22 protein-coding genes and 2 pseudogenes are annotated in these 24,930 nt (G+C 61.2%); 19 read left to right on the forward strand and 5 right to left on the reverse strand.

Annotation, left to right across the window (positions count from 1 at the left end):
* Nucleotides 1–7 precede the first annotated feature (7 nt).
* Nucleotides 8–937 (reverse strand): DUF2493 domain-containing protein, encoded by a 930-nt coding sequence (locus D2V04_RS02430; RefSeq protein ID WP_119511770.1) that lies wholly within the window; start codon nt 935–937, stop codon nt 8–10.
* An 879-nt stretch (nt 938–1,816) separates the two neighbouring features.
* Here D2V04_RS02430 and D2V04_RS18395 point away from each other — a divergent pair.
* The 4 genes and pseudogenes from D2V04_RS18395 to D2V04_RS02455 all read left to right on the forward strand — a co-directional run bounded on the left by D2V04_RS18395 (nt 1,817) and on the right by D2V04_RS02455 (nt 6,778).
* Nucleotides 1,817–3,046, forward strand: a pseudogene (locus D2V04_RS18395) (bifunctional metallophosphatase/5'-nucleotidase).
* Nucleotides 3,047–3,088: 42 nt separating this feature from the next.
* On the forward strand, nt 3,089–3,640 hold the full coding sequence (locus tag D2V04_RS02445) for a DsrE family protein (RefSeq protein WP_119511773.1): 552 nt from the start codon (nt 3,089–3,091) through the stop codon (nt 3,638–3,640).
* A gap of 144 nt (nt 3,641–3,784) precedes the next feature.
* Nucleotides 3,785–5,278 carry an alginate export family protein gene (locus D2V04_RS02450; protein ID WP_182849634.1) on the forward strand — a complete coding sequence of 498 codons (1,494 nt, stop codon included), beginning with the start codon at nt 3,785–3,787 and terminating at the stop codon, nt 5,276–5,278.
* Between the two features lie 252 nt (nt 5,279–5,530).
* On the forward strand, nt 5,531–6,778 hold the full coding sequence (locus tag D2V04_RS02455; protein WP_119511775.1) for a DUF3422 domain-containing protein: 1,248 nt from the start codon (nt 5,531–5,533) through the stop codon (nt 6,776–6,778).
* 269 nt (nt 6,779–7,047) lie between these two features.
* Here D2V04_RS02455 and D2V04_RS02460 read toward each other — a convergent pair whose 3' ends face one another.
* Complete coding sequence (locus D2V04_RS02460; RefSeq protein ID WP_119511776.1) at nt 7,048–7,386, reverse strand: ArsR/SmtB family transcription factor; 339 nt, start codon at nt 7,384–7,386, stop codon at nt 7,048–7,050.
* Nucleotides 7,383–8,042 (reverse strand): peroxiredoxin, encoded by a 660-nt coding sequence (locus D2V04_RS02465; protein ID WP_119511796.1) that lies wholly within the window; start codon nt 8,040–8,042, stop codon nt 7,383–7,385. Before D2V04_RS02465 ends, D2V04_RS02460 begins: the two co-directional genes overlap by 4 nt.
* An 83-nt stretch (nt 8,043–8,125) precedes the next feature.
* Here D2V04_RS02465 and D2V04_RS02470 point away from each other — a divergent pair, with 83 nt between their 5' ends.
* From D2V04_RS02470 to D2V04_RS18100, 8 genes and pseudogenes are all read left to right on the forward strand, one after another.
* Nucleotides 8,126–9,055, forward strand: coding sequence for an MBL fold metallo-hydrolase (locus D2V04_RS02470; protein WP_119511777.1), 930 nt, complete (start codon nt 8,126–8,128; stop codon nt 9,053–9,055).
* Entirely contained in the window at nt 9,052–9,498 is a 447-nt protein-coding gene (locus tag D2V04_RS02475; protein ID WP_119511778.1) for a YeeE/YedE family protein, read from the forward strand. The genes D2V04_RS02470 and D2V04_RS02475 overlap by 4 nt, the downstream gene beginning before the upstream one ends.
* On the forward strand, nt 9,498–9,917 hold the full coding sequence (locus tag D2V04_RS02480; RefSeq protein ID WP_119511779.1) for a DUF6691 family protein: 420 nt from the start codon (nt 9,498–9,500) through the stop codon (nt 9,915–9,917). The genes D2V04_RS02475 and D2V04_RS02480 overlap by 1 nt, the downstream gene beginning before the upstream one ends.
* Nucleotides 9,914–10,327, forward strand: a complete 414-nt coding sequence (locus D2V04_RS02485) for a TIGR01244 family sulfur transferase (protein WP_119511780.1) — start codon at nt 9,914–9,916, stop codon at nt 10,325–10,327. Before D2V04_RS02480 ends, D2V04_RS02485 begins: the two co-directional genes overlap by 4 nt.
* Nucleotides 10,328–10,449: 122 nt before the next feature.
* Complete coding sequence (locus D2V04_RS02490) at nt 10,450–12,270, forward strand: SulP family inorganic anion transporter (protein ID WP_228766212.1); 1,821 nt, start codon at nt 10,450–10,452, stop codon at nt 12,268–12,270.
* Between the two features lie 242 nt (nt 12,271–12,512).
* A complete protein-coding gene (locus tag D2V04_RS02495) occupies nt 12,513–13,865 on the forward strand; it encodes an MBL fold metallo-hydrolase (RefSeq protein ID WP_119511781.1) in 1,353 nt (450 codons plus the stop codon).
* Between the two features lie 117 nt (nt 13,866–13,982).
* Nucleotides 13,983–14,234 (forward strand): annotated as a pseudogene (locus D2V04_RS18095) (class I SAM-dependent methyltransferase); the annotation flags it as partial.
* Nucleotides 14,235–14,301: 67 nt separating this feature from the next.
* Nucleotides 14,302–14,478 (forward strand): hypothetical protein, encoded by a 177-nt coding sequence (locus D2V04_RS18100; protein WP_228766214.1) that lies wholly within the window; start codon nt 14,302–14,304, stop codon nt 14,476–14,478.
* A 20-nt stretch (nt 14,479–14,498) separates the two neighbouring features.
* Here D2V04_RS18100 and D2V04_RS02505 read toward each other — a convergent pair whose 3' ends face one another.
* Both D2V04_RS02505 and D2V04_RS02510 read right to left on the reverse strand, forming a co-directional pair.
* Nucleotides 14,499–14,939 carry a hypothetical protein gene (locus D2V04_RS02505; RefSeq protein ID WP_119511782.1) on the reverse strand — a complete coding sequence of 147 codons (441 nt, stop codon included), beginning with the start codon at nt 14,937–14,939 and terminating at the stop codon, nt 14,499–14,501.
* 11 nt (nt 14,940–14,950) lie between these two features.
* Entirely contained in the window at nt 14,951–15,880 is a 930-nt protein-coding gene (locus D2V04_RS02510) for an ArdC family protein (RefSeq protein WP_119511783.1), read from the reverse strand.
* Nucleotides 15,881–16,074: 194 nt separating this feature from the next.
* Between D2V04_RS02510 and D2V04_RS02515 the strand changes: the two genes are divergently transcribed.
* The 7 genes from D2V04_RS02515 to D2V04_RS02545 all read left to right on the forward strand — a co-directional run bounded on the left by D2V04_RS02515 (nt 16,075) and on the right by D2V04_RS02545 (nt 24,914).
* Nucleotides 16,075–16,428, forward strand: a complete 354-nt coding sequence (locus tag D2V04_RS02515; protein WP_119511784.1) for a hypothetical protein — start codon at nt 16,075–16,077, stop codon at nt 16,426–16,428.
* A gap of 62 nt (nt 16,429–16,490) precedes the next feature.
* Nucleotides 16,491–17,714, forward strand: a complete 1,224-nt coding sequence (locus tag D2V04_RS02520) for a TolC family protein (RefSeq protein WP_119511785.1) — start codon at nt 16,491–16,493, stop codon at nt 17,712–17,714.
* 2 nt (nt 17,715–17,716) lie between these two features.
* Complete coding sequence (locus tag D2V04_RS02525; RefSeq protein WP_119511786.1) at nt 17,717–18,958, forward strand: efflux RND transporter periplasmic adaptor subunit; 1,242 nt, start codon at nt 17,717–17,719, stop codon at nt 18,956–18,958.
* Nucleotides 18,959–18,971: 13 nt separating this feature from the next.
* Nucleotides 18,972–22,133: an efflux RND transporter permease subunit gene (locus D2V04_RS02530; RefSeq protein ID WP_119511787.1), complete on the forward strand. Its 3,162-nt coding sequence runs from the start codon at nt 18,972–18,974 to the stop codon at nt 22,131–22,133.
* Between the two features lie 74 nt (nt 22,134–22,207).
* The gene (locus tag D2V04_RS02535) at nt 22,208–22,921 is read left to right on the forward strand and encodes a HupE/UreJ family protein (RefSeq protein ID WP_228766213.1); all 714 of its coding nucleotides are present in this window, start codon (nt 22,208–22,210) and stop codon (nt 22,919–22,921) included.
* Nucleotides 22,922–22,946: 25 nt separating this feature from the next.
* Entirely contained in the window at nt 22,947–23,549 is a 603-nt protein-coding gene (locus D2V04_RS02540; protein ID WP_119511789.1) for a transmembrane anchor protein, read from the forward strand.
* Nucleotides 23,550–23,579: 30 nt separating this feature from the next.
* Nucleotides 23,580–24,914 (forward strand): MFS transporter, encoded by a 1,335-nt coding sequence (locus tag D2V04_RS02545; protein WP_119511790.1) that lies wholly within the window; start codon nt 23,580–23,582, stop codon nt 24,912–24,914.
* Nucleotides 24,915–24,930: the final 16 nt, after the last annotated feature.

Below are 24,930 nucleotides of genomic sequence, written 5' to 3' on the forward strand. Positions count from 1 at the left end.
TGGCCCCTCAGCGTGTGGCTGAGGGGAGAATGCGCCGATCGACGATGGTTACGCGCCGAAGTTTTGCCTCGATGACCAGTCGCTCGAGTACGCCATTCCCCGCAAAGGCGACGACATAGCGGGGCTTCAGGTCGAGCATCTGCTCGTTGCGCTTGAACCCTGCACGTGCGCCAAGCCGCCTGTCGAGCGAGAAAACGAGCTGCTGCACATTATGGCGTTCGGCCCAGCTCGCTGCGAGCCGGTCGGCACCCTTGCTGTCACCGCCATGGACCAGAAACATGTCGGGAACCCGGTCACGGACCTTGTCGAGGGTCGCCCAAACCGCATTTGCGAACATCTTGGCTCCATCGGTGCTTGGGAAGGACGAACGGCCCCCTGCAAAGACGACCGGTGTCCCTTCGGGTGAGTGGGCATTGCGACGTCGCTCGGCGCGTGCCCGCAGGAAGTCCCGGGCGTCGATGACGGCCGATGTGAAGGTCCCGGAATGGCGCGAACGGGAACCGGACATGGGCCGCCAGGACGAGCCCATTTCTTCTCGGTACAAGGTGGCCGCCATTTCTCGCATCTGTTCAAACGCAACCATGCTGGCCTCGGCCGCCTGCGCGCGTCCGATCTGTTCCTCAAGGTTGCTCGAATGCACTTCGGAGCCGTCGGCGCACGCAAGCAAGGCTCGTATTTCGTTGCTCGCGCGGTCGAGCTGGGATGATTTGCGCGTAGCTGCGCGGTGAAAGAGATTGACGAACCCCCAGGCGATGTCCTCGGCATCGGCCTCGAGCGCCGTACCGGCGAACATCGAAAAGAGATCCGACCAGACGCCTGTGAGCGTTTGATCGATGGCATCGTCGCACGGAAAGTCGGTCTGATCGAAAGGTGCCGGTTTGATACTGAAACCTGACAGATCGAGCCCTGCCAGTTGTTCGATGAAGCTGTTATACATGATCTGGTCTCCTGATTTTTAGCGGCGGAGCGAAGACTCGATTTGCTCACCTCGTCACCGGTCCGCCGGAGCCCGATCAGGGCCGGGACAAGGGGGCGGGCGCACCGCGAGAGCGGGAAACCTGCGGCCCTAGGCTGGCGCGGGCCACACGGGCCGACGGGCCGCAGGTTGCGCCAGCCCCCGCCCGGCCCAGGGCCTCTCCGAGCGGTCCAGGGACGGGAAACATCGACCTGTCGCGCCGATGAAGAGCCTGGAGCGGTTCGAGGAAAGCAACTGGATGGCGGCTCGCCGATGTCGTCTTCCGGACGCAAGTGCCCGCCGCTTTCCTGTCTTGCATGGTCATCGGGTCCCACCGTGTTTCCCGTGCGCGCTAATCGGCGAAAAGCCGACCTAAGTTTGCCTTAAGCTTGCCCTGCAATTCGCTCTCAAAATCGTGAGGGGAGAGATTGCGTGGTACTGAACTTCAAGCGTTCCACCGTATTCATGTCCGCCGCCGCCTTGGCTCTAGGCGGCGTGGCCAACGCCGCTTCCGCATCGGATGCGGAACCGACTGGCGCCCAATCAGAGGATTCTGTGGAGGTTACGATCCTCCAGCTTGCCGACCTGCATGGACAGATGGACCCCCACCAGGATCTGTTTCTCGAAGACGGCGAAATCGTCTTCCGCGAGCGTGGCGGTCTTGCCCATATCAAGACGCTGGTCGAACAGGAACGCGCGGCCAACCCGGGACGAACGCTTCTGATCGACGCGGGCGATCTTTACCAGGGCGACGGCTATTCGGCCATGTCCAAAGGCGAGGCCCTGATCGGCCCGCTGCGCCATCTCAAATATGACGTGATCGTGCCGGGCAACTGGGCGGTGGTCTATGGCAAGGACCAGATGATCAGGCTCGAGAACAACCTCGGGACGACACCGATCGTCGAGAACATCTATCATGCCGACACCTTCGAGCCGATCTACGAGCAGACCATGATCCGCGAGATCGAGGGTGTGAGGCTCGGTTTCCTGGGTCTCGATGATCCTGATGTCCCGCGGCGGCAGAACCCTGCGATGAGCGATGGCTTGGTGTTCAGCGAGGTCGACGGTCGCCTCAAGAACAAGATCGATGAGTTCGTGGCAGCCAACGATATCGATGTGATGTTTCTCATCACTCATCTTGGGGTCTTCAAGCAGATTGCCATTGCCGACAGTCCGGTCAGCGAGCACGTCGATTACGTGCTCGGCAGCGACACGCACGAACGCATCAGGCAGCCTTTGCAACGGCGCCATGCGAAAGTGACCGAACCGGGTGCCTTTGGCACTTTCGTCGGCAAGCTCACGCTGACGATCAGTGATGGCGAGGTTGTCGGCGACAGCTATGAACTGCTCGACGTCGACCCGGATAAGTATCCAGCCGATCCCCAAATGGCCGCTCTCATAGAGCAGGCAAAGGCTCCGCACCGCGAGGAACTAGAGCGGGTGATGGGGTACACCTCGACCCCCATCTATCGTTATCTCACCGTCGAGACGCCGATGGACAACATGATAACCGACGCGTTTCGCTGGAAAACAGGCACGCAGATCGCGCTTTCCAATGGCTTCCGTTACGGCAATCCCGTCGTACCGCAAAACGGTCGACCGGCGCCGATCACCATGGCGAACCTGTGGAACTGGATGCCGCTCAATACCAAGCTCAAGACAGGAAAGGTCAAGGGTGAGGTGTTGCACCAGTGGCTGGAAAACGAGGTCAACAACGCCTTCTCGCCCAAGCCGGCCTAGCGCTTCGGAGGCTATCTGGTCCGCTTTTCCGGTATCAGAATGCGCTTCGAGCCATCGCTCCCGAAGGGGCAGCGCATTACCGAGCTGCTGGTCGATGGACAGCCCTACCGGGCCGACGCAACCTACACCGTGACTTCCGTCATCCGTACAGGCGCGCCCGAAAGCAATTTCAACCGGCTACCCAATGTTACGGACGTCGAGGAACAGCCCTTCACCGTGCACGAAGCCATCGCCGGCTATTTGGACGAACAGGGCACCATTTCACCGAAACTCGACGGCAGGGCCGTTTCGAATGAGCTTGGCGAATACAGCTTCTCCACCATTCCAGGCGCGGATTACGAATTTCGCTAGACCGATCAACAAACCCAACATTTCACAAGGAAAGACAACGATATGATGAAATCAATCATGGTGAGCATGGCGGGCGTGTCGCTTGCGATAGCCGGTCCCGCCGCAGCACAGTCGCCCGAATGGACCACGCCGACGATCCAGGGCTACGGGAAGATCAAGAACTATCCCAACGCCGCCGAACGGCCCATTCCGGGTATGGAATACAAGCTGGTGTGGGCGATCGATTCGGATGCCCAGCGCGAAGGCGTGAACCGGACCCTGTGGTCGGCCGCCCGCGTCGTGAACCTCCTGACAGCCGGCGGTGTCCCGCAGGACGATATCGATATCGCGATCGTGCTCTACGGTCCGGCAATCGATGCCGCGCTGACCAACGAGGCCTATGCGGCTGCTCATGACGGTGCCCAGAATCCCAATCTCGAGCTGATGAAGGCGTTGCACGATTTCGGGGTGAAGTTTTACGCCTGCGGACAGACAATGGCGGGCAGCGACATTGCCGAGAGCGATCTCAACGAATTCACCGAGATGAGCCTCTCGGCCCAGATCGTCCTGACCAACTATGCGCTGCAGGGTTACGTCACAATGCCGGATGGCTGACCTGATGCCGGGGGCCAGAGCGATCCGGCCTCCATTGCCAGCGGCATGCCAGGCACACATCGTCGTGTCTGGCCCTCCTGTCGGCCGTCTTTGGAGCCGCTGCCCGCTTTTTCGCTTCAACGCTCCCGAAGGATATCTTCGCTTATGGCGATCACGTGCCGGTTTGCTCTTGGCCGCGAGGCCCGAACCAGTTCTTTCCTGTTAAGTGCTTCAGCGCTCTTCTCGGCGCTTCCGGCAACAGCCCAGGAAAGCCCGTCGCGGACAGTGGAAGTGACCGTCCCGGCTGGACCGGTCGATACGCTCGGAAGGTCCGCAGCGGTCGAACAGGATTTGCCTCCGGCCGCGCGTGCGCGCGCGCGCGCCGCATCCGGTCCGGAGCAGAGCGAGGACGGGTTCTCGATCACCGGCCAGTTCCGCGTTCGGGGTGAGGCAATCGATGGGCAGTTCAGATCGTTCGGCCCTGATAGCGAAGAACTCGTACTCCTGCAGACGCGTGTCGACGCGCAATACAAGATGGGCGATCTTGTCTTGGGCGGAGAGATAATGGACGCGAGGGCCTACAGCACCGCCGACAACAGCACACTGCGGCAAGCGGAGGTCAACGCGCTTGAGCCCTTGCAGTATTGGGCGCAGTACGATCTTGGCGATGGGCTTGGCGAGGGCACGAACACCACGCTGAAACTTGGGCAGCAACGCATGTTGCTCGGCTCTGCCCGTTTGATCAACAATCCGTTGTTTCGCAACACGGCAAACACGTATCTCGGTCTGCGCGGCGATATAAAGCGCGGCAACACGGACGGCCTGACAGCCTTCTACATGTTGCCGACCAGGATCCTCCCAGACGACATCGAAGGGTATTACGACAACCGGATCGAAATCGATCGCAATGGTTTCGACCTCCAACTCGCTGGCGCATTCTATCATCGCAAGGTCGCGGATCTGAATCTCGAACTCTACGCTTATTACCTCGGCGAAGGAGACAGTCCCGATTTCCAGACGCGCAACCGAAGGCTCTGGACACCCGGCATGCGTATCTACCGCGAGCCGAAGCGCGGAAAGCTGGACTTTGAGCTTGAAGGAATTCTCCAGCGCGGAAAGGCGCGGCGTACGGCAGCGGCCACCGACCTCGTCGATCGCGATGTTCGCGCCTTTTATCTTTATGGCGAACTCGGTTACCGGCTCGACAATGCGGTCGGCCCGCGTTTCGCGGTGTCCGCCACATACGGCTCGGGACAGGACGAGAGCGACAAAATTACGCGGTTCGACCAACTCTTCGGGGCCATCTTCCCCGACTACGCCCCGCCCGGCCTTTATGGCCCGACCACCCTGTCCAACGTCTCTTCGCTTGGCGTAGACGTGATCTGGACACCGGGAAAGTGGACCATCTGGAACACTTTCCGCCGCCTGCGCGCGCCCGAGCCAAACGATGTGTTCGGGCGTACAGGAATTAGGAACGGTCCCAATGGCGAGGTGGGAGACCAGTTTTTCCTTCGCGCGCGTTATCCCCTATCCCCGAAAGTCCGTTTCGAAATCGGCGGCGCCTTGTTGCTCAAGGGTGATTTCCTGAAAGAGGCGCCAAGCGTGATCAATGGGGATGACACGCGCTACATCTATTCCGATTTGACCTTCACATTCTGACATGTGGCGGCATCAAAGCATACGGGTTCTCGAACGACCTGCCGCGAAGTGCGGTAATCATCGGGCTTGCATCGGGCCGGATCGAAACCGCTTTTCGATCAGCGCATCTACCGCCAACACTCGTAGCCCCGCCTGTCCGCCCTGGGCGCGACGTTCGGTGTCTATCTTCCAGAGTTCGCCGCACTTGCTGCGCATGCGATCCTCCAACTCGCTCGGTCATCGAACACAGGCGGCACAGCGGAGACAACGCGGATGCAGCAGATGATCGAGGTTGATCCTGTTCGGTGGCAAGTGGTCGAAGAGATGCATCTGCGCCCCAGCCCGTCGGTCGATGCCCCGACCGCGATGGTTCAATTCCTTCTCCTCCAGACGCAGGCGGACACCCAGAGGCTCATTCGGCGGCTGGAGGGCGATGCGCAAGACCGCAGGGCCACGCGCCATGGTCACTTTTCCTGCGACGGGATGGACTTTCTTTGGGAACGGCACAGCGAAGCATGCACGTTCACGGTGGTTGCACGCGTCAGCGGGGTCGGTGAACTATGCCGGCAACTCCTGCCGCTGCTCGACCCTATTCCGGGCCAGGTCCTGCGAGCCATCAAGATTGCCGTCGAGAATGACCCTGTACGCATTCGCAATCTGCAACAGGAATGGCAGCTCAACCGGTCGGAAACTGTGGCAGGGCAAATCGGCGAACTGCAATTCTGGTCAAATTTCCGGCTGAACGAAGAAGACGGGTTCGGGCAGCTTCTGATCAAGCCCGGATCGATGGGACCCAACGAGACCGGTCGCGCGATCCAGCAGCTTCAGGAGCTGGGTAACTACCGCAACCTCGCACTGCTCTCGCTTCCGTTGGTGCGCGAACGCGAAAGCGAGCTCGCGAGATTGGAAGAACGCGCGAGCGCGATAATCAACCAGCTGGCGGGCCCGACCGATGATCTGGAGATCCTCGACGAATTGATCATCGCGGCAGGAGAAGTCGCGCATCTGCGCGATGGAGTCTCCTTCAGGCTAAGCGCCACGAGGGCCTATGGCCAGATAGCCAGCGACCGCCTCGAGAGTCTCGGCGCGCGCACGCTCAACGATTTCCAATCCCTGACCGAATTTACCAATCGACGCCTGTTGCCTGCCTTGCGGACATGCGAGAACTTTGCCGCTCGGATAGGCGATCTCGCGCTGCGGATCGAACAAGCCACCGGCTTGTTGCGAGCGCGGATAGAAACGCGGCTGAATGTTCAGAGTGGCGAACTCCTTCGCTCGCTCGGTGAAACCGCCAGCAACCAGCTGCGGCTGCAACATCTCGTCGAGGGACTGTCGGTATTTGCGGTGGGTTACTACGCGCTCGGACTGCTGGGGTATCTCCTGGCGGCTGTTCCGATAGCCTGGATCGGGCCGCACAAGACCTTCCAAGCCTATCTTGTCATCCCGATCTTGATCATGATTGGACTATTTCTTCGCCGCCAACGCCGTAAAGATCCGATAGATAGGGAACCGGATGTGTGAAGTAGACACCCCCAAACGTGCATGGATGCAATTGGGAGTGAATTGACCCCGTTCAAGAAGCGCAAGACTTCCAGCTTTCACGTTTTATTATGACAATCCTGCCCCGCGATCTCAGTCATTCCTCGCTCCTTCGGGAGAGGCTGGAAGTGTTCATCCGCTATCGACAGCAAATGATAGGCGAGTTGTGCGTTTTGCTGACTTCGGGAGAGCTGGCGCTCGTGGGTGCGAGGAACTTCGTTCAAAACGATTCAAAGTTAATGTGCGGATGTTCAACCCAACTTCGCAAAATTGGCCACCCCGGGTGCAGGCTGGCGCAAGTGGCGCATAGGTTTCGCAGACAGCCCACCAAGCTTCCCCACCGCATCAACAACCTTCGCAAGCCTGCCATCATCAATGCGATAGTAGACAAGCTTGGCGTCCTTGCGGGTCTTCACAAGGCCCGCGTTGCGAAGGACCGCCAGCTGCTGCGAAAGCGTTGGCTGGCCAATTGCGGCTATGTCGTCGACCTCGCCAACATTGCGCTCCGTGCCCGACAGTGCCTGCAGGATGCGCAGACGCACGGGATGAGCGAGGGCCTTCAGGGCATCGACCAACTCCTCGTCCGTCATTTGCGAGTCCCTCGCTTGGTTTCCTTCATGAACCAATCGGTCTGGCTCTTGGCAGAGAAAACAGTGTCGAGCGACGCGTCGGGCTGCGCCAACATGGCTTCCCCCGGAGCCCAGTTCGCAGGGGCGAGAACAGGCCCGTCATCGACTGCCTGAAGAGCATCGAGTGTCCTTAGCATTTCGGGCGTCGAACGGCCCACATTCGCAGGATAGCAGGTCATCGCGCGGATAACGCCGGTTGGATCGATGAAGAACGTCGTCCGAACCGTTGCGCTATCGTTATCGTTCGGCGCCACCATGCCGTATGCCCGGCCGATCACGAGGGTCGGATCCTCCACGATCGGAAAGCGCACCTCGATGTCGTAGCGATCGCGGATCAGCCGCAGCCAGGCGAAATGCGAGAACAGGCTATCGACGGAAAGCGCCACCAGCGCACAGTCGCGCTGTTCGAAGTCGCTGGCCGCTTGGGCAAGTGCGACAAACTCGGTCGTGCACACAGGCGTGAAGTCCGCAGGGTGCGAGAAAAGGATCAACCACTGCCCCCGGTAATCCGAAAGGCGAACATCTCCTGCCGTGGTGCGTGCGGAAAAGTCCGGGGCGACATCTCCGATACGTAGTCCGGCACACGGCGCCTGTCGTTCGGCATCGGCATTGATCATCTCGGTCATCGAGCCCTCATACCACTTGACATCCGAATAGCAAGACATATAAACGGTTTATGTAAGTGTATGGAGGTCAAGCGATGGCTGACGATCATAACCTCAACGGCGCCGCCGCCCAGATCGAGCGTGCCCAAGTCGACAAGTGTCTCCGCCCCTCTATTGCGGGATTTTTCGACGAGGCAACGAATACGGTTTCGTATGTCGTGCACGATCCGACGACGGATGAAGCGGCCATTATCGACTCGGTTTTGGACTTCGAGGTGGCCTCTGGCCGCACCTCGAACGGATCAGCCGATCGCATAATCGAGTATGTCACTTATAATAATCTGAAAGTGACATGGCTGATTGAGACACACGCGCATGCGGATCACATCTCAGCAGCTCCTTATCTGCAGGAACGGCTCGGCGGTAAGCTTGCTATAGGACGCGGCATCATTCGCGTGCAGGAGGTATTCGGCAAGCTCTTCAATGCGGGCACCGACTTCGAACGCGACGGATCGCAGTTCGACAAGCTGTTCGAGGACGGCGAGACCTTCAAGGTCGGCGAGTTGGAAGGCATTGCCCTCCATGTTCCCGGTCACACACCCGCCGATATGGCTTTCATCATCGGCGATGCAGCGTTCGTGGGCGACACTATTTTCATGCCCGATTTCGGGACTGCCCGGGCTGACTTCCCCGGCGGCGACGCGCACCAGCTCTATCGGTCCATTCGCCGGCTGCTATCGCTTCCGGACGAAACCCGCCTGTTCCTGTGCCACGATTACAAGGCGCCGGGCCGCGACGAATATGCCTGGGAAACCACCGTCAAGCAGCAGCGCGAAGAAAACGTGCATGTGAAGGACGGGGTGAGCGAGGAAGACTTTGTCGAGATGCGAACGACCCGCGACAAGACGCTCGCCATGCCGAAACTGATCATGCCCTCGGTGCAGGTCAATATCCGCGGCGGTCGCTTGCCCGACCCCGAAGACAATGGCGTCAGCTACATCAAGATACCGGTGAATGCCGTATGACGCTCCCCGGTTTCCCTGAAGCGGCGCCACTTGCCGGCTTGGCGGGCGGCATCCTGATCGGCCTGGCAGCCGCACTCATGCTGCTTGGCCTTGGGCGGATCGCCGGCGTTTCCGGCCTTGCCGCGAAGGCCGTCGGGCTCGGCGGTAGCGGTATCGCCAGGAGCGGCGCATGGATGTTCATGATCGGATTGCCGCTGGGAGCGCTGATCGTGATGCTGGCATCGGGCGGGATCGAAGCCAACTTCGCCAACCCCGTTACGCTTGCGATAGCTGGACTGGCGGTCGGTATCGGCACGCGTCTTGGAAGTGGATGCACCAGTGGGCACGGGGTTTGCGGTGTTAGCCGTCTATCGGGCCGCTCGATTGTCGCCACGCTTACGTTCATGGCAACCGGCGTTGCGACAGTCGCCATCATGAACGCGCTCGGGCTGGAGGTGTTGTAATGCGGACCGCTCTCACCTCGATCGCATCCGGCGTTCTCTTCGGCGCTGGCCTTGCTCTCGGTGGCATGACCGACCCTGCGCGTGTGCGCGGCTTTCTCGACATCTTCGGTGACTGGGATCCGACGCTTGCCTTCGTGATGGGCGGAGCCGTCATCGTAATGGCCGTTGCATGGCGGATCGTCCCGCGCCTGGCCGAACCGGTCTTCGCTGGCGAGTTTCACCTGCCGACAAAATCCGATCTCACCCCCCGTCTTATCGGCGGGGCAGCTCTTTTCGGTATCGGCTGGGGGATTGCAGGGCTGTGTCCGGGGCCGGGTATCGCCGCTCTTGTCATCGAACCTGTAGCGGCCGCGATATTCGTCGTCGCCATGCTCGCCGGGATGGCCGTAGTCTGGCTTTTGGAAGGGGCATCGTCATGAAGCTTGCCCACGTAAGCGACTCCTTCGCTGTCTCCCCTCAGCTGCAGGCTGGCGACATGCGCGGGCTTGCCGATGCCGGTTTCAGCACGGTGATCTGCAACCGGCCGGATGGCGAAGAGCCGAGTCAGCCGACCGTGGCATCGATACGAGAAGCTGCCGAAGCTGCAGGGTTGGCCTTCCATCACATCCCGGTCTCTGGGGGCGAGTTTCCGCCGCTTGCGATCGAGGCGTTCGCCAGGGTCCGCGCGGAGGCGGACGGCAAGGTGCTTGCCTTCTGCCGGACCGGGACGCGCTCCATCACGCTCGATGCACTCGCCAATGTTGAGAGCGAACCCGCCGAGGTCCGTATCGAGCGCGCCAGGCGAGCAGGCTACGATCTGTCGAGCTTGCGCGACCGGCTTGGCGAATAACGAGAAAATGCCGGAGAGTTTGTCATGGCCAGCAGCCTGAAACACGAAGTCGTCATCATCGGCGGCGGGTCGGCAGAAATTGCGACCGCATCCAAGCCGCACATGAAGAAGACTGCCTGATCGTGAGCGACAGCAATCCAGGGGCGGAAGGCGGGGCGTCCGGCTTGCCGCGCCGGCACAAGCCGGCACCGCTGGCGCAATATTTCCCGATTCTCGAGTGGGGCCGGACCTACAACGGATCGGTCCTGACGAACGATCTCGTCGCGGCGATCATCGTCACGATAATGCTGATTCCGCAGAGTCTCGCTTACGCGCTGCTGGCGGGGTTGCCACCGGTTGTCGGCCTCTATGCATCGATCCTGCCGCTGGTCGCCTACGCGATCTTCGGCACCAGCCGTACGCTTGCGGTGGGGCCCGTAGCGGTCATTTCGCTGATGACGGCGAGTGCTGCCGGGGCAGTCGCGGCGCAGGGGACTGAACTTTATCTCGAGGCGGCAATCACCCTCGCTGCCTTGTCCGGCGTGATGCTGGCCGTTCTCGGGTTCCTGCGGATGGGCTTCCTCGCCAATCTTCTCTCGCACCCCGTCATTAGCGGCTTCATCACCGCCAGCGGCATCCTGATCGCGACGAGCCAGGTGAAGCACATTTTAGGCGTATCGGCGGGCGGCGACAACTGGCCTGAAATGCTCGGCGGGCTCGCCGCCGCGATCAACATGATCAACCCTTGGACCCTCGCGATCGGCATCCCGGCGACCCTGTTCCTGTTTTGGGTTCGCAAGGGCTTGAGACCGGCACTGGTCAGACTGAGCCTGACCCCGCGCGCCGCCGACATCGCCGCCAAGGCAGGTCCGGTGATAGCGGTCGTCGCGACAATCCTCGTCACCATCGGCCTCGATCTTGAGGATCGCGGCGTCAATCTCGTCGGCGCTATCCCGCAGGGCCTGCCGCCTTTCGCCCTGCCCTCGACCGATCTCGGTCTCATCGGGCAATTGTGGGTTCCGGCTCTGCTCATCTCGATCATCGGTTTCGTCGAGAGCGTATCAGTCGCGCAAACGCTGGCCGCGAAGCGCCGTCAGCGGATCGCGCCCAACCAGGAACTGATCGGCCTCGGCGCAACCAACATCGCCAGTGCCTTTTCCGGCGGCTATCCCGTCACCGGTGGATTTGCCCGCTCGGTCGTCAATTTCGATGCCGGGGCGGAAACGCCCGCAGCCGGGGCTTATACGGCTGTCGGTATCGCGCTCGCGGGATTGTTCCTGACCCCGCTGCTCTACAGCCTGCCTATCGCCACACTGGCCGCAACGATAATCGTCGCGGTTCTCAGCCTCGTCGATCTCAAGACGCCTGGGCAGCTGTGGAACTATTCCAAGGCGGACTTCGCGGCGCACATTGCGACGATCGCCATCACGCTGCTTGCGGGCGTCGAGCTGGGTGTGATCGCGGGCGTTGGCGTCGGCCTGCTTCTCTATCTCTGGCGCGCCAGTCGCCCGCATGCGGCCATCGTCGGACGCGTCCCCGAGACCGAACACTTTCGCAATATGGATCGGCACAAGGTCTTCACGGTTCCGCACGTGCTGTCGATCCGGATCGACGAGAGCCTGACCTATCTCAACGCGCGCTGGCTGGAGGAATACGTGCTGGAGGAGATCGCCGACCGGCCCGACGTGCGGCACCTGATCCTGATGTGCAGCGCGGTCAATGAAATCGATGCCTCCGGTCTCGAAAGCCTCGAAGCGATCAACCATCGCATGATCGACGCTGGGATCGGCCTCCACCTTTCCGAAGTGAAGGGTCCGGTGATGGACCGGCTGAAGCGGACCCATTTTATCGACGATCTCAACGGGCAGGTGTTTCTGTCGCAGAACCGTGCTTTCAGAGAACTCTCCGCCAATGGCGGGCCACCTGCCGAACCAATCGGGGATGCCGCACGAGGGATGATTTGATGCCTGTCATTACTGACAAGGATGCGCGTCGCCGCGAGATTGAAGCTGTGATCGCACAAGGATGCGGTCATTCCTCCTTGGGTTTCCGACGAGGATGCGAAAGCTTCCTTCCTAGAGGGCTTGACCGCACTTCGCTCTTACTTGCGCCCGGTGAAAAAGGATTGAGCGTGACGCGTCATCGGATCTTTTGAAAGCAGGATCGGTTCACGCCGGTCCAGCTTTTTATCGTCAAAGGAGGCATCATGCTGCTCGAGAAAATCAAGACACCCGGCCTGTCCCACCTGTCCTACCTGATTGGTTCGGGCGGCAAGGCAGCCGTCATCGATCCGCGCCGCGACTGCGAATGCTATGTGGAAATGGCACGCGCCGAGGGGCTGGAGATTTGCCATATCTTCGAAACACATCGCAACGAGGATCTGGTGTCCGGGGCGCCCATCCTGAAAGAACTAACCGGCGCGCGTGTCCTGCACGGTCCCAATCCTGCGGAAACGGTCGAATATGCCGACACGGCGCACGAGGGTGATGAGTTTGAAATCGGCCAGCTCAAAATTCGAGTGCTGGAAACGCCCGGACATACGGACGATCATCTTGCTTTTGTGCTCCACGACACTGCCTATCCCGATGGGCCAGTCGGCGTGTTCACTGGAGACGCGCTGTTCGTCGGCGACGTCGGTCGCACCGATTTCTATCCCGATCGCAAGCGCGAGGTCGCTGGCCTCCTTTACGACTCGCTGCAGAAGATTATGGCGCTTGGGGACCAAGTCATTCTCTACCCGGCACATGGAGCGGGATCTGTCTGCGGATCGGGAATGGCCGAACGCGAGTTCTCGACCCTCGGCCACGAGCGCGCGAACAATCCGCGCCTGCAGTTCGAAAGCCGGGATGCCTTCATCGACTTCAAGGTGGAGGAAAACCATTACCAGCCGCCCTATTTCCGGTTGATGGAGCGCCTTAATCTGGAGGGCGGCGATCCTGCGCCTCGCGTGATGCGGCCCAAACGCCTGTCGCTGTCCGAATTGGGCGACATCGACGTCGATCACCGGGTGGATGTGCGCGAACCGCTTGCCTTTGCGTCAGGCCATCTTCCCGGTTCGATGAATCTGCCGGTCGGCATGATCTCGGCATTCGCCGGATGGTTCATCCGCGAAGGCGAGAGTGTCGCTCTCATTGCTTCCGATGAAGACCAGCTCGAAGCTGCCATGACGCATCTCGTGCGGATCGCACTCGACAATATCGAAGGCGGTTATATCGGCGTCGTGCCTGCCGCTGCGCAGGGCAAGGCGATGCGGACTATCCCGATGATCGGAACCGAGGAAATCGAGCGTCGCCTGGAAGGCGGCGAAGATGGGTGGACGTTGCTTGATGTCAGGGATGCGGACGAACGTGCGTCAGATGCGATCGAAGGTTCCGAGCATATTTATGTGGGCGAACTTAACGAGCGCTATCGCAAACTCGATCCGGCGCAGCATTACACGTTGATGTGTGCCAGCGGGATGCGTGCCACGGTTGCTGCCGGGTGGTTAGCGAGCCGCGGCTTCGACAAGCTGGACGTCTATCTCGGCTCCATGGGTGCGTGGAAGGCGGCCAATGGCTGAACCGGACCAGGCGGCCTTCTGGAATGAGGCTACGCACCGGACGATTACCTTTTCGGAACGAGGCCCAACGCGTTTCTCGCCCGAGAAGCCAATCGGCTCGCGCCCGGATCGAAGGTTTTGGCGATCGCCGATGGCGAGGGGCGCAACAGCGTTTTCCTCGCGCAGAACGGACATAGCGTTGTCGCAACCGACATATCGCGAGTAGCAATCGACAAGGCGCGCCGCCTGGCCAAGGAACGCGGCGTCGATGTAGACTTCATACGGGCAGACCTGACCGATTGGGACTGGCCAGAGGAGGGCTTCGATGCGGTAATCGCGATCTTCATCCAGTTTGCCAGACCCCGTTTGCGAAACAGGATGTTCGACGATCTGCGCCGCACCCTCAAACCGGGTGGGATCCTGCTTCTCGAAGGCTATCGTGAGGAACAACTGGGCTATGGCACGGGAGGGCCGCAGACTATTCGAGAATCTATATTCCGAACAGCTTCTGGATGCGGCATTCGCCGATTGGCACATCGAAGGTTTGGCCTCCTACGATGCCGAGATGGAAGAGGGCACCGGGAACTCCGGCAAATCGGCACTTATCGATCTCGTTGCACGGAAACCTCTCTGAGCAGGGGGCATTCGGGCCTGTTATTTGGGTTGTTGCAAAGCCGCGACGTCTCGCTCGAAGATCGCTTCGCCGTTCGATAACCGTCCGATCAGGCGCAGCTCACCGAACAGGTCGATGAACCGTCCCGACACCTGGCCGAGCCAGTGCCGCGCCCTCGCCGTTCGTGGGTTGTAGAAGTCGGCCTCCCAGTACCTGGCATCGTCGCGTTCGGCGAGCCAGATCGCGGCAAGGCCGCAATAGGTCGATATGCCGGAATCGGCGAAGGCGTTTCGCAGGAGGATACGGTCCTCGCGGCCGCGCCATCCATCGAAGCGCTTAAAGGAAGGAAAGGCCGCCTTCGCGGTATCGATGATCTCGTCGACTAGGCACTCATAGGCCCAGTCGACATCTTGGTCTTCGCCTTCATCAAGCAGGCGAAAGGCAACCACGGAGCCAGTTGGATAGCTGACGGAACGTCCCATCTCACCGCTCCTCAGGCTGCATCAGCGAGATCGACATCGGTCTCGCTTTCGCAGGATTGGTGACCCCCAAGGTCAAGCAACAGGCTGGCCGCTTCCTCGGCCTTGGCCGCGGCGGTGAGGATCGCGCGCTCGTCCGATTTGAGGATCTTGAGCCAGGACGCGATGTAGCTGGCGTGATGGTCGAGGTGGGTGACCGGAAGACCCAGTTCGGCCCCGAGGATGGCCGAGGACAGCTCGGCGATCAATTCCTCGGCAGCATAGGCATCGCTGCCAAAGCGATTCTTGAGATCGCGGTCGAGCCGCGAAGAATGCCCCGTCCAGTGCGACAGCTCGTGTGCGAGCGTTGCGTAGTAGTGGTCATAGGCTTCGAAGAGTTCGGCTGGCGGCATTGTGACGCGGTCGCGCAGCGGCTCGTAATAGGCCTGCGCACCATGATGCCGCAAGTCGGCGCCGATATGGGCAAAGAAGGCATCAAGGCGGTCTTCGCGTCCTTCGGGCTCAAGCGCGGCAACGAGTGGCTTGGGGTGATAGAACTCGGGGAGACCGTCGCATTGGTCAGCGTTGAACACGGCATAGGCCTTGAGCACGCGCCGGTTTTCGCTGTCGGCCTCGCCTTCGGCGTTCTCGACCTCCTTGGTATAGCTCTTGTAGAAGATCGCGATGGTCGATTTCTCGCCCTTGCGGACCTGTCCGCCGAGTTTCTGGCACTGGCGGTAGGTCATCCAGTAAGGCGAGGCGTAGCCGCAGCCATCGGCCACCATCCACAGCCAGAAGGTGTTCATGCCGCGATAGGGCGTTCCGCAGGCGCGCAAGGGCCGCGAAACCGGCACACCGCGCCACGGTTTGACCCATGGCTTGGTGCCTTGCTCAAGCTTTTCGATGATGGCGGCGGTGATGCGCTGGGCCGGCGAAGCTGAAGCGGTGCTGCGGGACTTGGTCATGGGAGTTCTCCTGATCGCCGGGACGGGCATGTCCCGGTTCAGGAAGAGCAAAGCTCCCTCTCCTCTCTCCTTGCTGCGTTTCACGTTGCACGCGCCGGATCTTCCGTCGGACACGGGGTTGCACGGCAAGCAATCGCACAAAGACCGATCCCCGCGGCTTGCCCATTCGCTTGCGATCGGCTAACCGCCCGCCAATGCGCCAGCTCCATTTCCTGTTTTTGTTGGCATTGCTCCTGGTCTCGCATGGCGGGCTTCCGGGATCGATTCCGCATCTGGAAGCGGCGCATGCACACGAGGCGGCAAGCGCGCATCATGCGCATGAGCACAATTCCGCCGATGTCATCGAGGTCGAGACAGACGCCGATTCGGTCGCGTCCGAAGATATCGTGCCGCACCCCGCTTCGCATTCGCACAGTTCGATTGCGATGCCGGACCAGACCGAGTTCGCGGGCAACGCCCCAGCGCCTCGAACACTTCTGCGGCCGGGCGAGACATCGCCTCTCATCGGCTTTTCGCCAGCTCCGTTAACCCAGCCCCCATCAGCCTGATTTTCTGAATCCGGCCCGCATTCCGGGCCACTTTCCGTTCAGACAATCAGGAGCAATCTATCATGCACGTGTCCACGCGTGCCGCCCTTCTGGCGGCCACGTTGGTGTGGGCGACCTCGGCATCCGCCCAGACGTACACACTCGAGGAGGCCGTTCGAACTGCGGTCGCCAGTTCACCGCAGGGCGAGGCGACCGCCGCGCGCCTCGACGGCCTCACCGCAGTGCGAAGCGCTGCCGATACCAACCCTGCACCCACGATCGATGGGACCGTCGAGAACATCGGCACCCCGGGCTTTTCGCAATGGCAGATCGACGGGACCTACAACCAGCGACTGGAGCGAGGCGGCAAGCGCGCGGCGCGTGTGGGCCTCGCGCAAGGCGATATCGCCGTTGCCGAGGCCGAGGCACTCGTTCGGCGTCTCGATCTCGCAAGCGAAGTCCAGGCGTTGTACGTGGAAGCGCAGGCTGCGGCCCTGTCGCTCGAACTTGCCAGGAGCAGGGTCGAGATCGCCGAGACCCTCGCCAATGAGGTGCAGCGCAGGGTCGATGAGGCGCGCGACCCTCTCTTCGCCGGTACTCGGGCCCGCACGCAACTGGCCGAAGCCCGAGTGGATCTTGGGCTGGCGGAACACGCCTTCGAAGCCGCTCTGGCGCGCCTGGCGCTTCTTACCGGCGGGGATCCAGGCAGCATCGGGGTCGTGACCTCGGGCTTCCTTGAAGCCGAAGAGATTGCCACCACCAGTACCGACCTTACACCAGTCGATCTTGCCGTCTTCCAGGCCCGGCGCGAGAGGGCGGACGCGAACTATCGGCTCCAGGAAGCCAATTCGCGGACCGATCCAACTGTCTTCGCGGGGCCCAGGTTGTTCGGCAATGGCGACGTCGCCGTCATTACGGGCTTCTCGCTGCCTTTGCCCAACCGCGCGCTCAATCGGGCCAACATCGACCGCGCCGCGGCCGAGCAGCGGCAGGTCGAGGCGGACCTCGCGGTCGAACGGTTCCAGCGTCGCCGGCAGATCGCTCTGGCTGCCGAACGCGTCGAAGAGGCGCGCCACGAGGCCGAGGCGATCCAGGAGCAGGTGGTGCCTGGTGCCGAACAGACCCTTCGGGAGGTCCGTGCCGGCTACAATCGCGGAGGGTTCACCTTTCTCGATGTCTCCATTGCCCAGACCGCATTGCACGAAGCCAGAGTCCGCTTCGTCGATGCGCTCGCCGAATATCATCAGGCCAAGGTCGACTACGACCGACTGACTGGCCGCTTCATCGAACTTGTTGGGGGTTACTGATCATGCGCAAGACGCATTTATTCCTTGCTGCGTGCTTTGCAGCGACACTTACCGCCTGCGGCCAGTCGGCGGATTCGCCGGAAACTTCCGAAGAACAGGCAGCCGCAGAGGGCGAATACGAGCGCGGTCCACACAACGGTCGCATGCTTCGTGACGGCGACTTCGCTATCGAGGTTACCGTCTTCGAAGACGGTGTTCCGCCCGAATACCGTCTCTACGCCTACCGTGACAACGAGCCCGTCGATCCCGAAACGGTCCGTGCCCGGGTCATGATCACGCGTCTGGACGGCGAAAAGACCACGTTCGAATTCGAACCGGAACAGGATTACCTCCGGGGCCAGGGGGTTCTCGTCGAACCGCACAGTTTCGACGTGGTGGTGGTGGCAAGCGAAGGCGACAACACCCATCGATGGGCGTTCGAATCCTACGAGGGTCGGGTTACCATATCGGACGAGGCGGCACGTGCGGCCGGCATTCGGACCGAAACGGTCGGACCGCAGCAGGTCGGTGAAACCGTGGAAATCATCGGACGGGTGGAGCTCGATCCCTCCGGCAGCGCCGAGGTGGGAGCCAAATTCCCGGGCACCGTCATGTCGCTGCATGCCAATCTTGGCGATCGTGTAGCCCGGGGGGCGTTGCTGGCGCGGGTGGAAAGCAGCTCATCGTTGCAGACCTATCCGATCTACGCGCCGATTTCCGGAGTGATCACCCAGCGCAATACGAACATCGGTGACATCGCGGACAGCGGCCCGATGTTCGTCATCTCCGATCCGTCGCGCACGGTTGCGACCTTCCCGATCTTCCCGCGCGACATCGAGCGGGTTCGCCCGGGACAATCGGTGCTCATCCGGGGCCTCGAAGGCCAGCGTGCGCAGGGCTCCCGCATCCGGGACTTCCTGCCTCTGGCGGAAGTCAGCAGCCAGGCGGTGACCGCGCGTGCGCCGCTCCCCAATCGCGATGGCTTCTGGCGACCGGGAATGGCGGTCCGGGGTCTGGTCTCGGTCGACCAGCGACGGGTGCCTCTCGCCGTCAGAACGGACGCCATCCAGCAATTCCGCGATTTTCGCGTCGTCTTCGCCAAGATCGGCGAGACCTACGAGGTGCGGATGCTCGAGCTTGGTCAGGAAGGTCCCGAGTGGACCGAGGTGCTGAGCGGGATCGATGCAGGCACCGTCTACGCATCCGAGAACAGCTACGTGATCAAGGCCGACATCGAGAAGTCGGGCGCGAGCCACGATCACTGAGGAGCGCGATTCCATGTTAACGAAAATAGTCGAGCTGTCGATCAGGCAGCGTTTCGCAGTGCTGGCAGCGGTGTTCATTTTCGCCGCCGTGGGCATTTACAGTTTCGGCCGGCTCAAGATCGATGCCGTGCCGGACATCACCAATGTGCAGGTGCAGATCAACACTTCGGCGCCGGGCTTTTCTCCTCTCGAGGCGGAGCAGCGCATTACCTATCCGGTCGAAACCGCCATCGCGGGGTTGCCGGGGCTGTCCTATACGCGCTCGGTATCGCGCTACGGTCTGAGCCAGGTCACCGTCGTTTTCGAGGACGGCACCGACATCTACTTCGCCAGGCAACTCGTCAACGAGCGCCTGCAGGCGGTACGTTCGAACCTGCCGGAGACGGTCGAACCCGAGCTTGGGCCTATCGCCACGGGCCTTGGCGAGATCTTCATGTACACGGTCGAGGCCGAGCAGGGAGCGATCAAACCCGATGGGTCGCGCTATACCGCGCAGGATCTGCGGACGTTGCATGACTGGGTCGTTCGACCACAGCTTCGCACGGTTCCAGGGGTCACCGAGGTCAACTCAATCGGCGGCTACCGTAAGGAGTATGTCGTAGCGCCGCTTCCCGAACGTCTTGCCGGTTTCGGTCTGACGGTCGAGGACGTGATCGAGGCGCTTGAAAACAACAATGCCAATGTCGGTGCCGGCTACGTCGAGAGGTCGGGTTCGCAATATCTTATCCGCGTACCCGGACAGGCCGAGGACGAACGCGATCTGTCCGGGATTATCGTCGATTACCGCGATGGGGTTCCCATTCGCATCGCCGATGTGGCGGATGTCGAGATCGGATCGGAGATCCGCAATGGCGCGGCGACCAAGGATGGCCGCGAAGTTGTGCTCGGCACGATCTACATGCTCGTTGGCGAGAATGCCCGCGATGTCAGTGTCGCGGTGGCCGAAAGGCTGGAGGAGGTGAACCGCTCGCTGCCCGGCGGCGTTGTCGCCAATACGGTCTACGATCGCTCCGAATTGGTCGAGGCAACGGTCTCCACAGTCGAGAAAAACCTCGCCGAAGGGGCGCTGCTGGTGATCGTTGTCCTGTTCGTCCTGCTCGGCAACTTCAGGGCTGCACTCATTACCGCTGCCGTGATCCCGCTTTCTTTCCTCCTGATGATCACGGGGATGGTCGAGAACAACGTGTCCGGCAACCTGATGAGCCTAGGGGCATTGGACTTCGGCCTGATCGTCGACGGTGCGGTCATCATCGTCGAAAACTGCCTACGTCGGTTCGGCGAGGCGCAGCATTCGCTCGGAAGACTGCTTGATCGCGAGGAACGCTTCAAGCTGGCGGCCCGCGCATCTGCCGAGGTAATCAAGCCGAGCCTCTTCGGCATTCTGATCATCACCATCGTCTACGTGCCGATCTTCGCTCTCGAAGGCGTGGAGGGCAAGACGTTCCATCCCATGGCGATCACGGTCGTCATGGCGCTAACCGCCGCCATGGTGCTCGCCCTCACGTTCGTTCCGGCAGCGGTCGCGACATTCGTGACGGGCAAGGTCGAGGAGAAGGAGACGCGCGTCATGCGCGCAGCCAAATCGGGTTATCGTCCGATGCTCGACTTCGCCTTGCGTTCGCGAAAGGCGGTGCTGGCCGGCGCTGTCGCTCTGGTGGTCCTGAGCGGATTAGGCGCAAGCCGGATGGGATCGGAATTCATTCCCAATCTCGATGAAGGCGATATCGCGCTCCACGCACTGCGCATTCCGGGTACCAGCCTTAGCCAGGCGGTCGCCATGCAGACTGCCCTGGAAGACCGGATCCGGACCTTTCCCGAAGTTGACCAGGTGTTCGCGAAGATCGGTACCGCCGATGTAGCCACTGACCCAGTGCCGCCTTCGGTCGCCGACACCTTCGTGATCATGAAGCCGAGAGAGGATTGGCCGGACCCCCGCAAACCAAAGGAGCAACTCGTCGCCGAGATGAACGAGGCAGTCCAGCAGGTGCCGGGTTCGCGCTACGAGTTTCTCCAGCCGATCCAGATGCGCTTCAACGAGCTCATCGCGGGTGTGCGCTCCGACGTCGCAATCAAGATCTTCGGGGACGATCTCGACCAGCTCGCTGCCGTTGCAGCCGAGGTCGAGGGCGTCGTCTCTTCAATCGAGGGATCGCAGGACGCGCAGACCGAACAGGTGACCGGCTTGCCGTTCATTCAGGTCATCCCTGATCGCATCCGCCTGACCCAGCTCGGGTTGAACGTGGACGATGTTCAGACGGTGGTGTCGACGGCAATCGGCGGGACCGAGGCCGGCCAGATCTTCGAAGGTGATCGCCGCTTCGATATCGTTGTTCGGCTGCCCGAAGAGATGCGCGAGGATCGCCAGGTACTTGAGCGTCTTCCTATCGCGCTGCCAGGTGGAGGGTCTGTCCCGCTGTCGGAGGTCGCGACGATCGAGAACGTTCAGGGGCCGAACCAGATCAGCCGCGAGGACGGCAAGCGGCGTGCAGTGGTCACCAGCAATGTGCGCGGACGGGACCTGGGTTCCTTCATCTCCGAGGCGCAAGAGAGGATCGCCACAGAGGTCGAACTGCCCGAGGGTTACTGGGTCGACTATGGCGGCACATTCGAGCAGCTCGAATCCGCGAGTGCGCGGCTTCAGATCGTCGTTCCCCTTGCCTTGCTGCTGATCTTCGGCCTGCTGGTGGCGCTGTTTCGCTCGGTGAAGGATGCGCTGGTCGTGTTTTCCGGTGTGCCTTTGGCGCTTACCGGAGGCGTGGCGGCGCTCATGCTGCGCGGCATTCCCTTCTCGATCTCGGCGGGGGTTGGCTTCATCGCCCTGTCGGGCATCGCAGTGCTGAACGGCGTCGTCATGCTGACGTTCATCCGGCAGCTGATGGATGAAGGCAAACCACTTGAGGACGCCATCAAGGAAGGAGCCATGGCTCGTCTGCGGCCCGTCCTCATGACCGCACTCGTTGCAAGCCTCGGCTTCGTCCCGATGGCTCTGAACGTCGGGCTCGGTTCCGAGGTGCAGCGCCCGCTCGCAACGGTCGTCATCGGCGGGATCGTCTCGGCTACTGCGCTGACGCTGCTGGTGTTGCCAGCGCTCTACCGGGTGGTTCGCGGCGAACGCACGGAAGTTCGACAGACAGGGGCATCCGACGAAAATCCCAACCCTCAACTCGCAAGCTGAAGCCGGAGCGGCCGTCCGCAGGATGTAATCCCGCAGGTGGTCGACATCCGGGACCGGAGAACGAAATGATATCCATGACGCAATCTCGATCCAAAACAGCATTCGTGCGCATCTTCGCGCTCATTGCAGTTTTGCTGATCTTCCTCGCCTCGGGTGCGGAAGCCTGGGCGCACAACGTCGCCGAGGGGGACAAGGGCTACATCCAGGAGAGCAGCGGAATGCTGATCCTGCCCTTCATCTATCTCGGCGCGAAACACATGGTGACGGGATACGATCACCTGCTCTTCCTCTTCGGCGTCATCTTCTTCCTCTACCGGTTGAAGGACGTCGGAATCTACGTGACGCTGTTCGCGATCGGCCATTCGACCACGCTGCTTTTCGGAGTCCTGACCGGTATCACCGCCAACGCCTATCTCATCGATGCGATCATCGGTCTGTCGGTGGTTTACAAGGCCTTGGACAATCTCGGTGCCTTCCAGCGGTGGTTCGGATTCCAGCCCAGCACCAAGGCAGCAACCCTCATTTTCGGCTTCTTTCACGGCTTCGGCCTTGCCACGAAGATCATTGAATTCGAGATCGCCGACGATGGCCTCGTGCCGAACCTTCTCGCCTTCAATGTTGGGGTGGAAATCGGACAATTGCTCGCGCTTGGCGCAATTCTGATCGTCATGGGCTTCTGGCGCAGAACCGAGAGCTTCATGCGTCACGCCTTCGCCGCCAACACTCTTCTCATGACCGCGGGCTTCATGCTCGTTGGCTACCAACTCGTCGGCTTCGCCGTAGCCTGAGCACATTTTTCCAGGAGCAATAGACATGTTCAATTCACAGCGCCCGTCCATCAGCGACCTTCCTACCAACCGCCAGCTCGTCAAGGCGACCGCGTTCGCCTTGGTGACCGCGACTGTCCTTCTGGTCACCGTGGTTCTACCCGCAGAATATGCGATCGATCCGACCGGAGCGGGCCGTCTTCTGGGATATTCCGAGATGGGCGAGATCAAGGAGCAGCTTGCCGCGGAAGCAGCCGCCGACGAACAGAATGCGGACGTCGAGGAGGTTCGCTCGCTCGCCGATAACAGCGGCAGCGGTTCCGAAGCGGCAACGCGCACCGATGTGACCGAATTGACGCTCGCGCCTGGCGAGGGTGCGGAAGTCAAGGCGGTCATGGTCGAAGGCGCCAGCCTCCAATACGAATGGTCGGTGCAGGACGGCCACGTCAACTTCGATACGCATGCCGATGCGCCGGGCATCTCTTATCACGGGTACGGCAAGGGCCGCGCATCAACGGGAGAAGCGGGCACGCTCGTCGCCGCCTTCGATGGCAGCCATGGGTGGTTCTGGCGCAATCGTTCAAGCGCAACCGTCACCGTGACCCTCACGACCGACGGCAGCTACTCCGAAATCAAGCGCGTAGTTTAGATCACGCGCTGGCTGAAGGAAGACATCGCTATGCTCTCAGTTCTGACCAATCGCACATATCGTCACCTGTTTCTTGCGCAGGTCATCGCGCTTGTCGGGACGGGGCTGGCGACGGTTGCTCTTGGCTTGCTGGCATATGATCTCGCCGGTGCTGACGCCGGCGCGGTCCTGGGTACGGCACTGGCTATCAAGATGGTCGCTTATGTCGGCATCGCTCCCCTGGCGGGCGCTTATGCCGACAGATTACCCCGCAAGCGCCTGCTTGTAGGAATGGACATCATCCGTGCCTGCGTGGCGCTTCTACTCCCCTTCGTCGATGCGATCTGGCAAATCTATCTGCTCATTTTCGTGCTGCAGTCGGCATCGGCTGTCTTCACGCCTACCTTCCAGGCCACCATTCCCGACATCCTCCCGGACGAAGAGGAGTACACGAAGGCTCTTTCCCTGTCCCGACTGGCCTATGATCTCGAAAGCCTCATCAGCCCGGTCCTGGCCGCCGCGCTACTGGTTGTCATAAATTTCCATTGGCTGTTCGCGGGGACGACGATCGGTTTTGTGGTCTCTGCCTTGCTGGTAATGAGCGCGGCTTTGCCGTACAGGAAGTCGGTCGTAAAGCGTGTCGAGAGCGTATGGCGCAAGACCACGCGGGGCATGCGGGTATATCTCAAAACACCCAGGCTTGTCGGCTTGCTGGCGGTAACCCTGGCAGCGGCAGCCGGCAGCGCCATGGTCATCGTCAATACGGTAGTTATCGTGAAAAACATGGGGCGGACGGAAGGCGACGTTGCGCTGGCGCTGGCGGCTTACGGAGCGGGCTCGATGCTGGCCGCGCTCGCCCTCCCGCGCATTTTGGCGCGAACTGATGATCGCACGGTCATGATCGCTGGCGGCGGCCTCTTGCTGGTCACGCTGGAAACGATAGGGCTAGGGTTCGGACAGCTGGGCACCCAAACGCTCTGGCCGTTTCTGCTCGTCGGCTGGCTGGCGATGGGTATCGGGTATTCGCTTTGCGTCACGCCGAGCGGAAGGTTACTCAAACGCTCGTCGGCGGAAGAGGACCGCCCGGCACTGTTCGCTGCCCAATTCGCGCTCAGCCATGTTTGCTGGCTCGTGGCATATCCGATGGCCGGACAAATCGGCGCACAGCTTGGCATGATGCCAGCCTTTCTGGTTCTCGCTGGCCTGGCCGCCACGGGTGTTGGACTTGCCCTGTGGCTTTGGCCCCGCAACGACCCCTCGATGCTGTTTCATTCGCATCCCGACCTGCCATCCGATCATCCGCATTTGGAAGAGCACGGAGGCAGCAGTCACCAGCATCATTTTGTCATCGACGATCTGCACACTGGGTGGCCGGGCAAGGTGTGAAGCAAGAAAGGCGGCC

Origin of the sequence: Pelagerythrobacter aerophilus (assembly GCF_003581645.1) — a bacterium.
Lineage (GTDB): Bacteria > Pseudomonadota > Alphaproteobacteria > Sphingomonadales > Sphingomonadaceae > Pelagerythrobacter > Pelagerythrobacter aerophilus.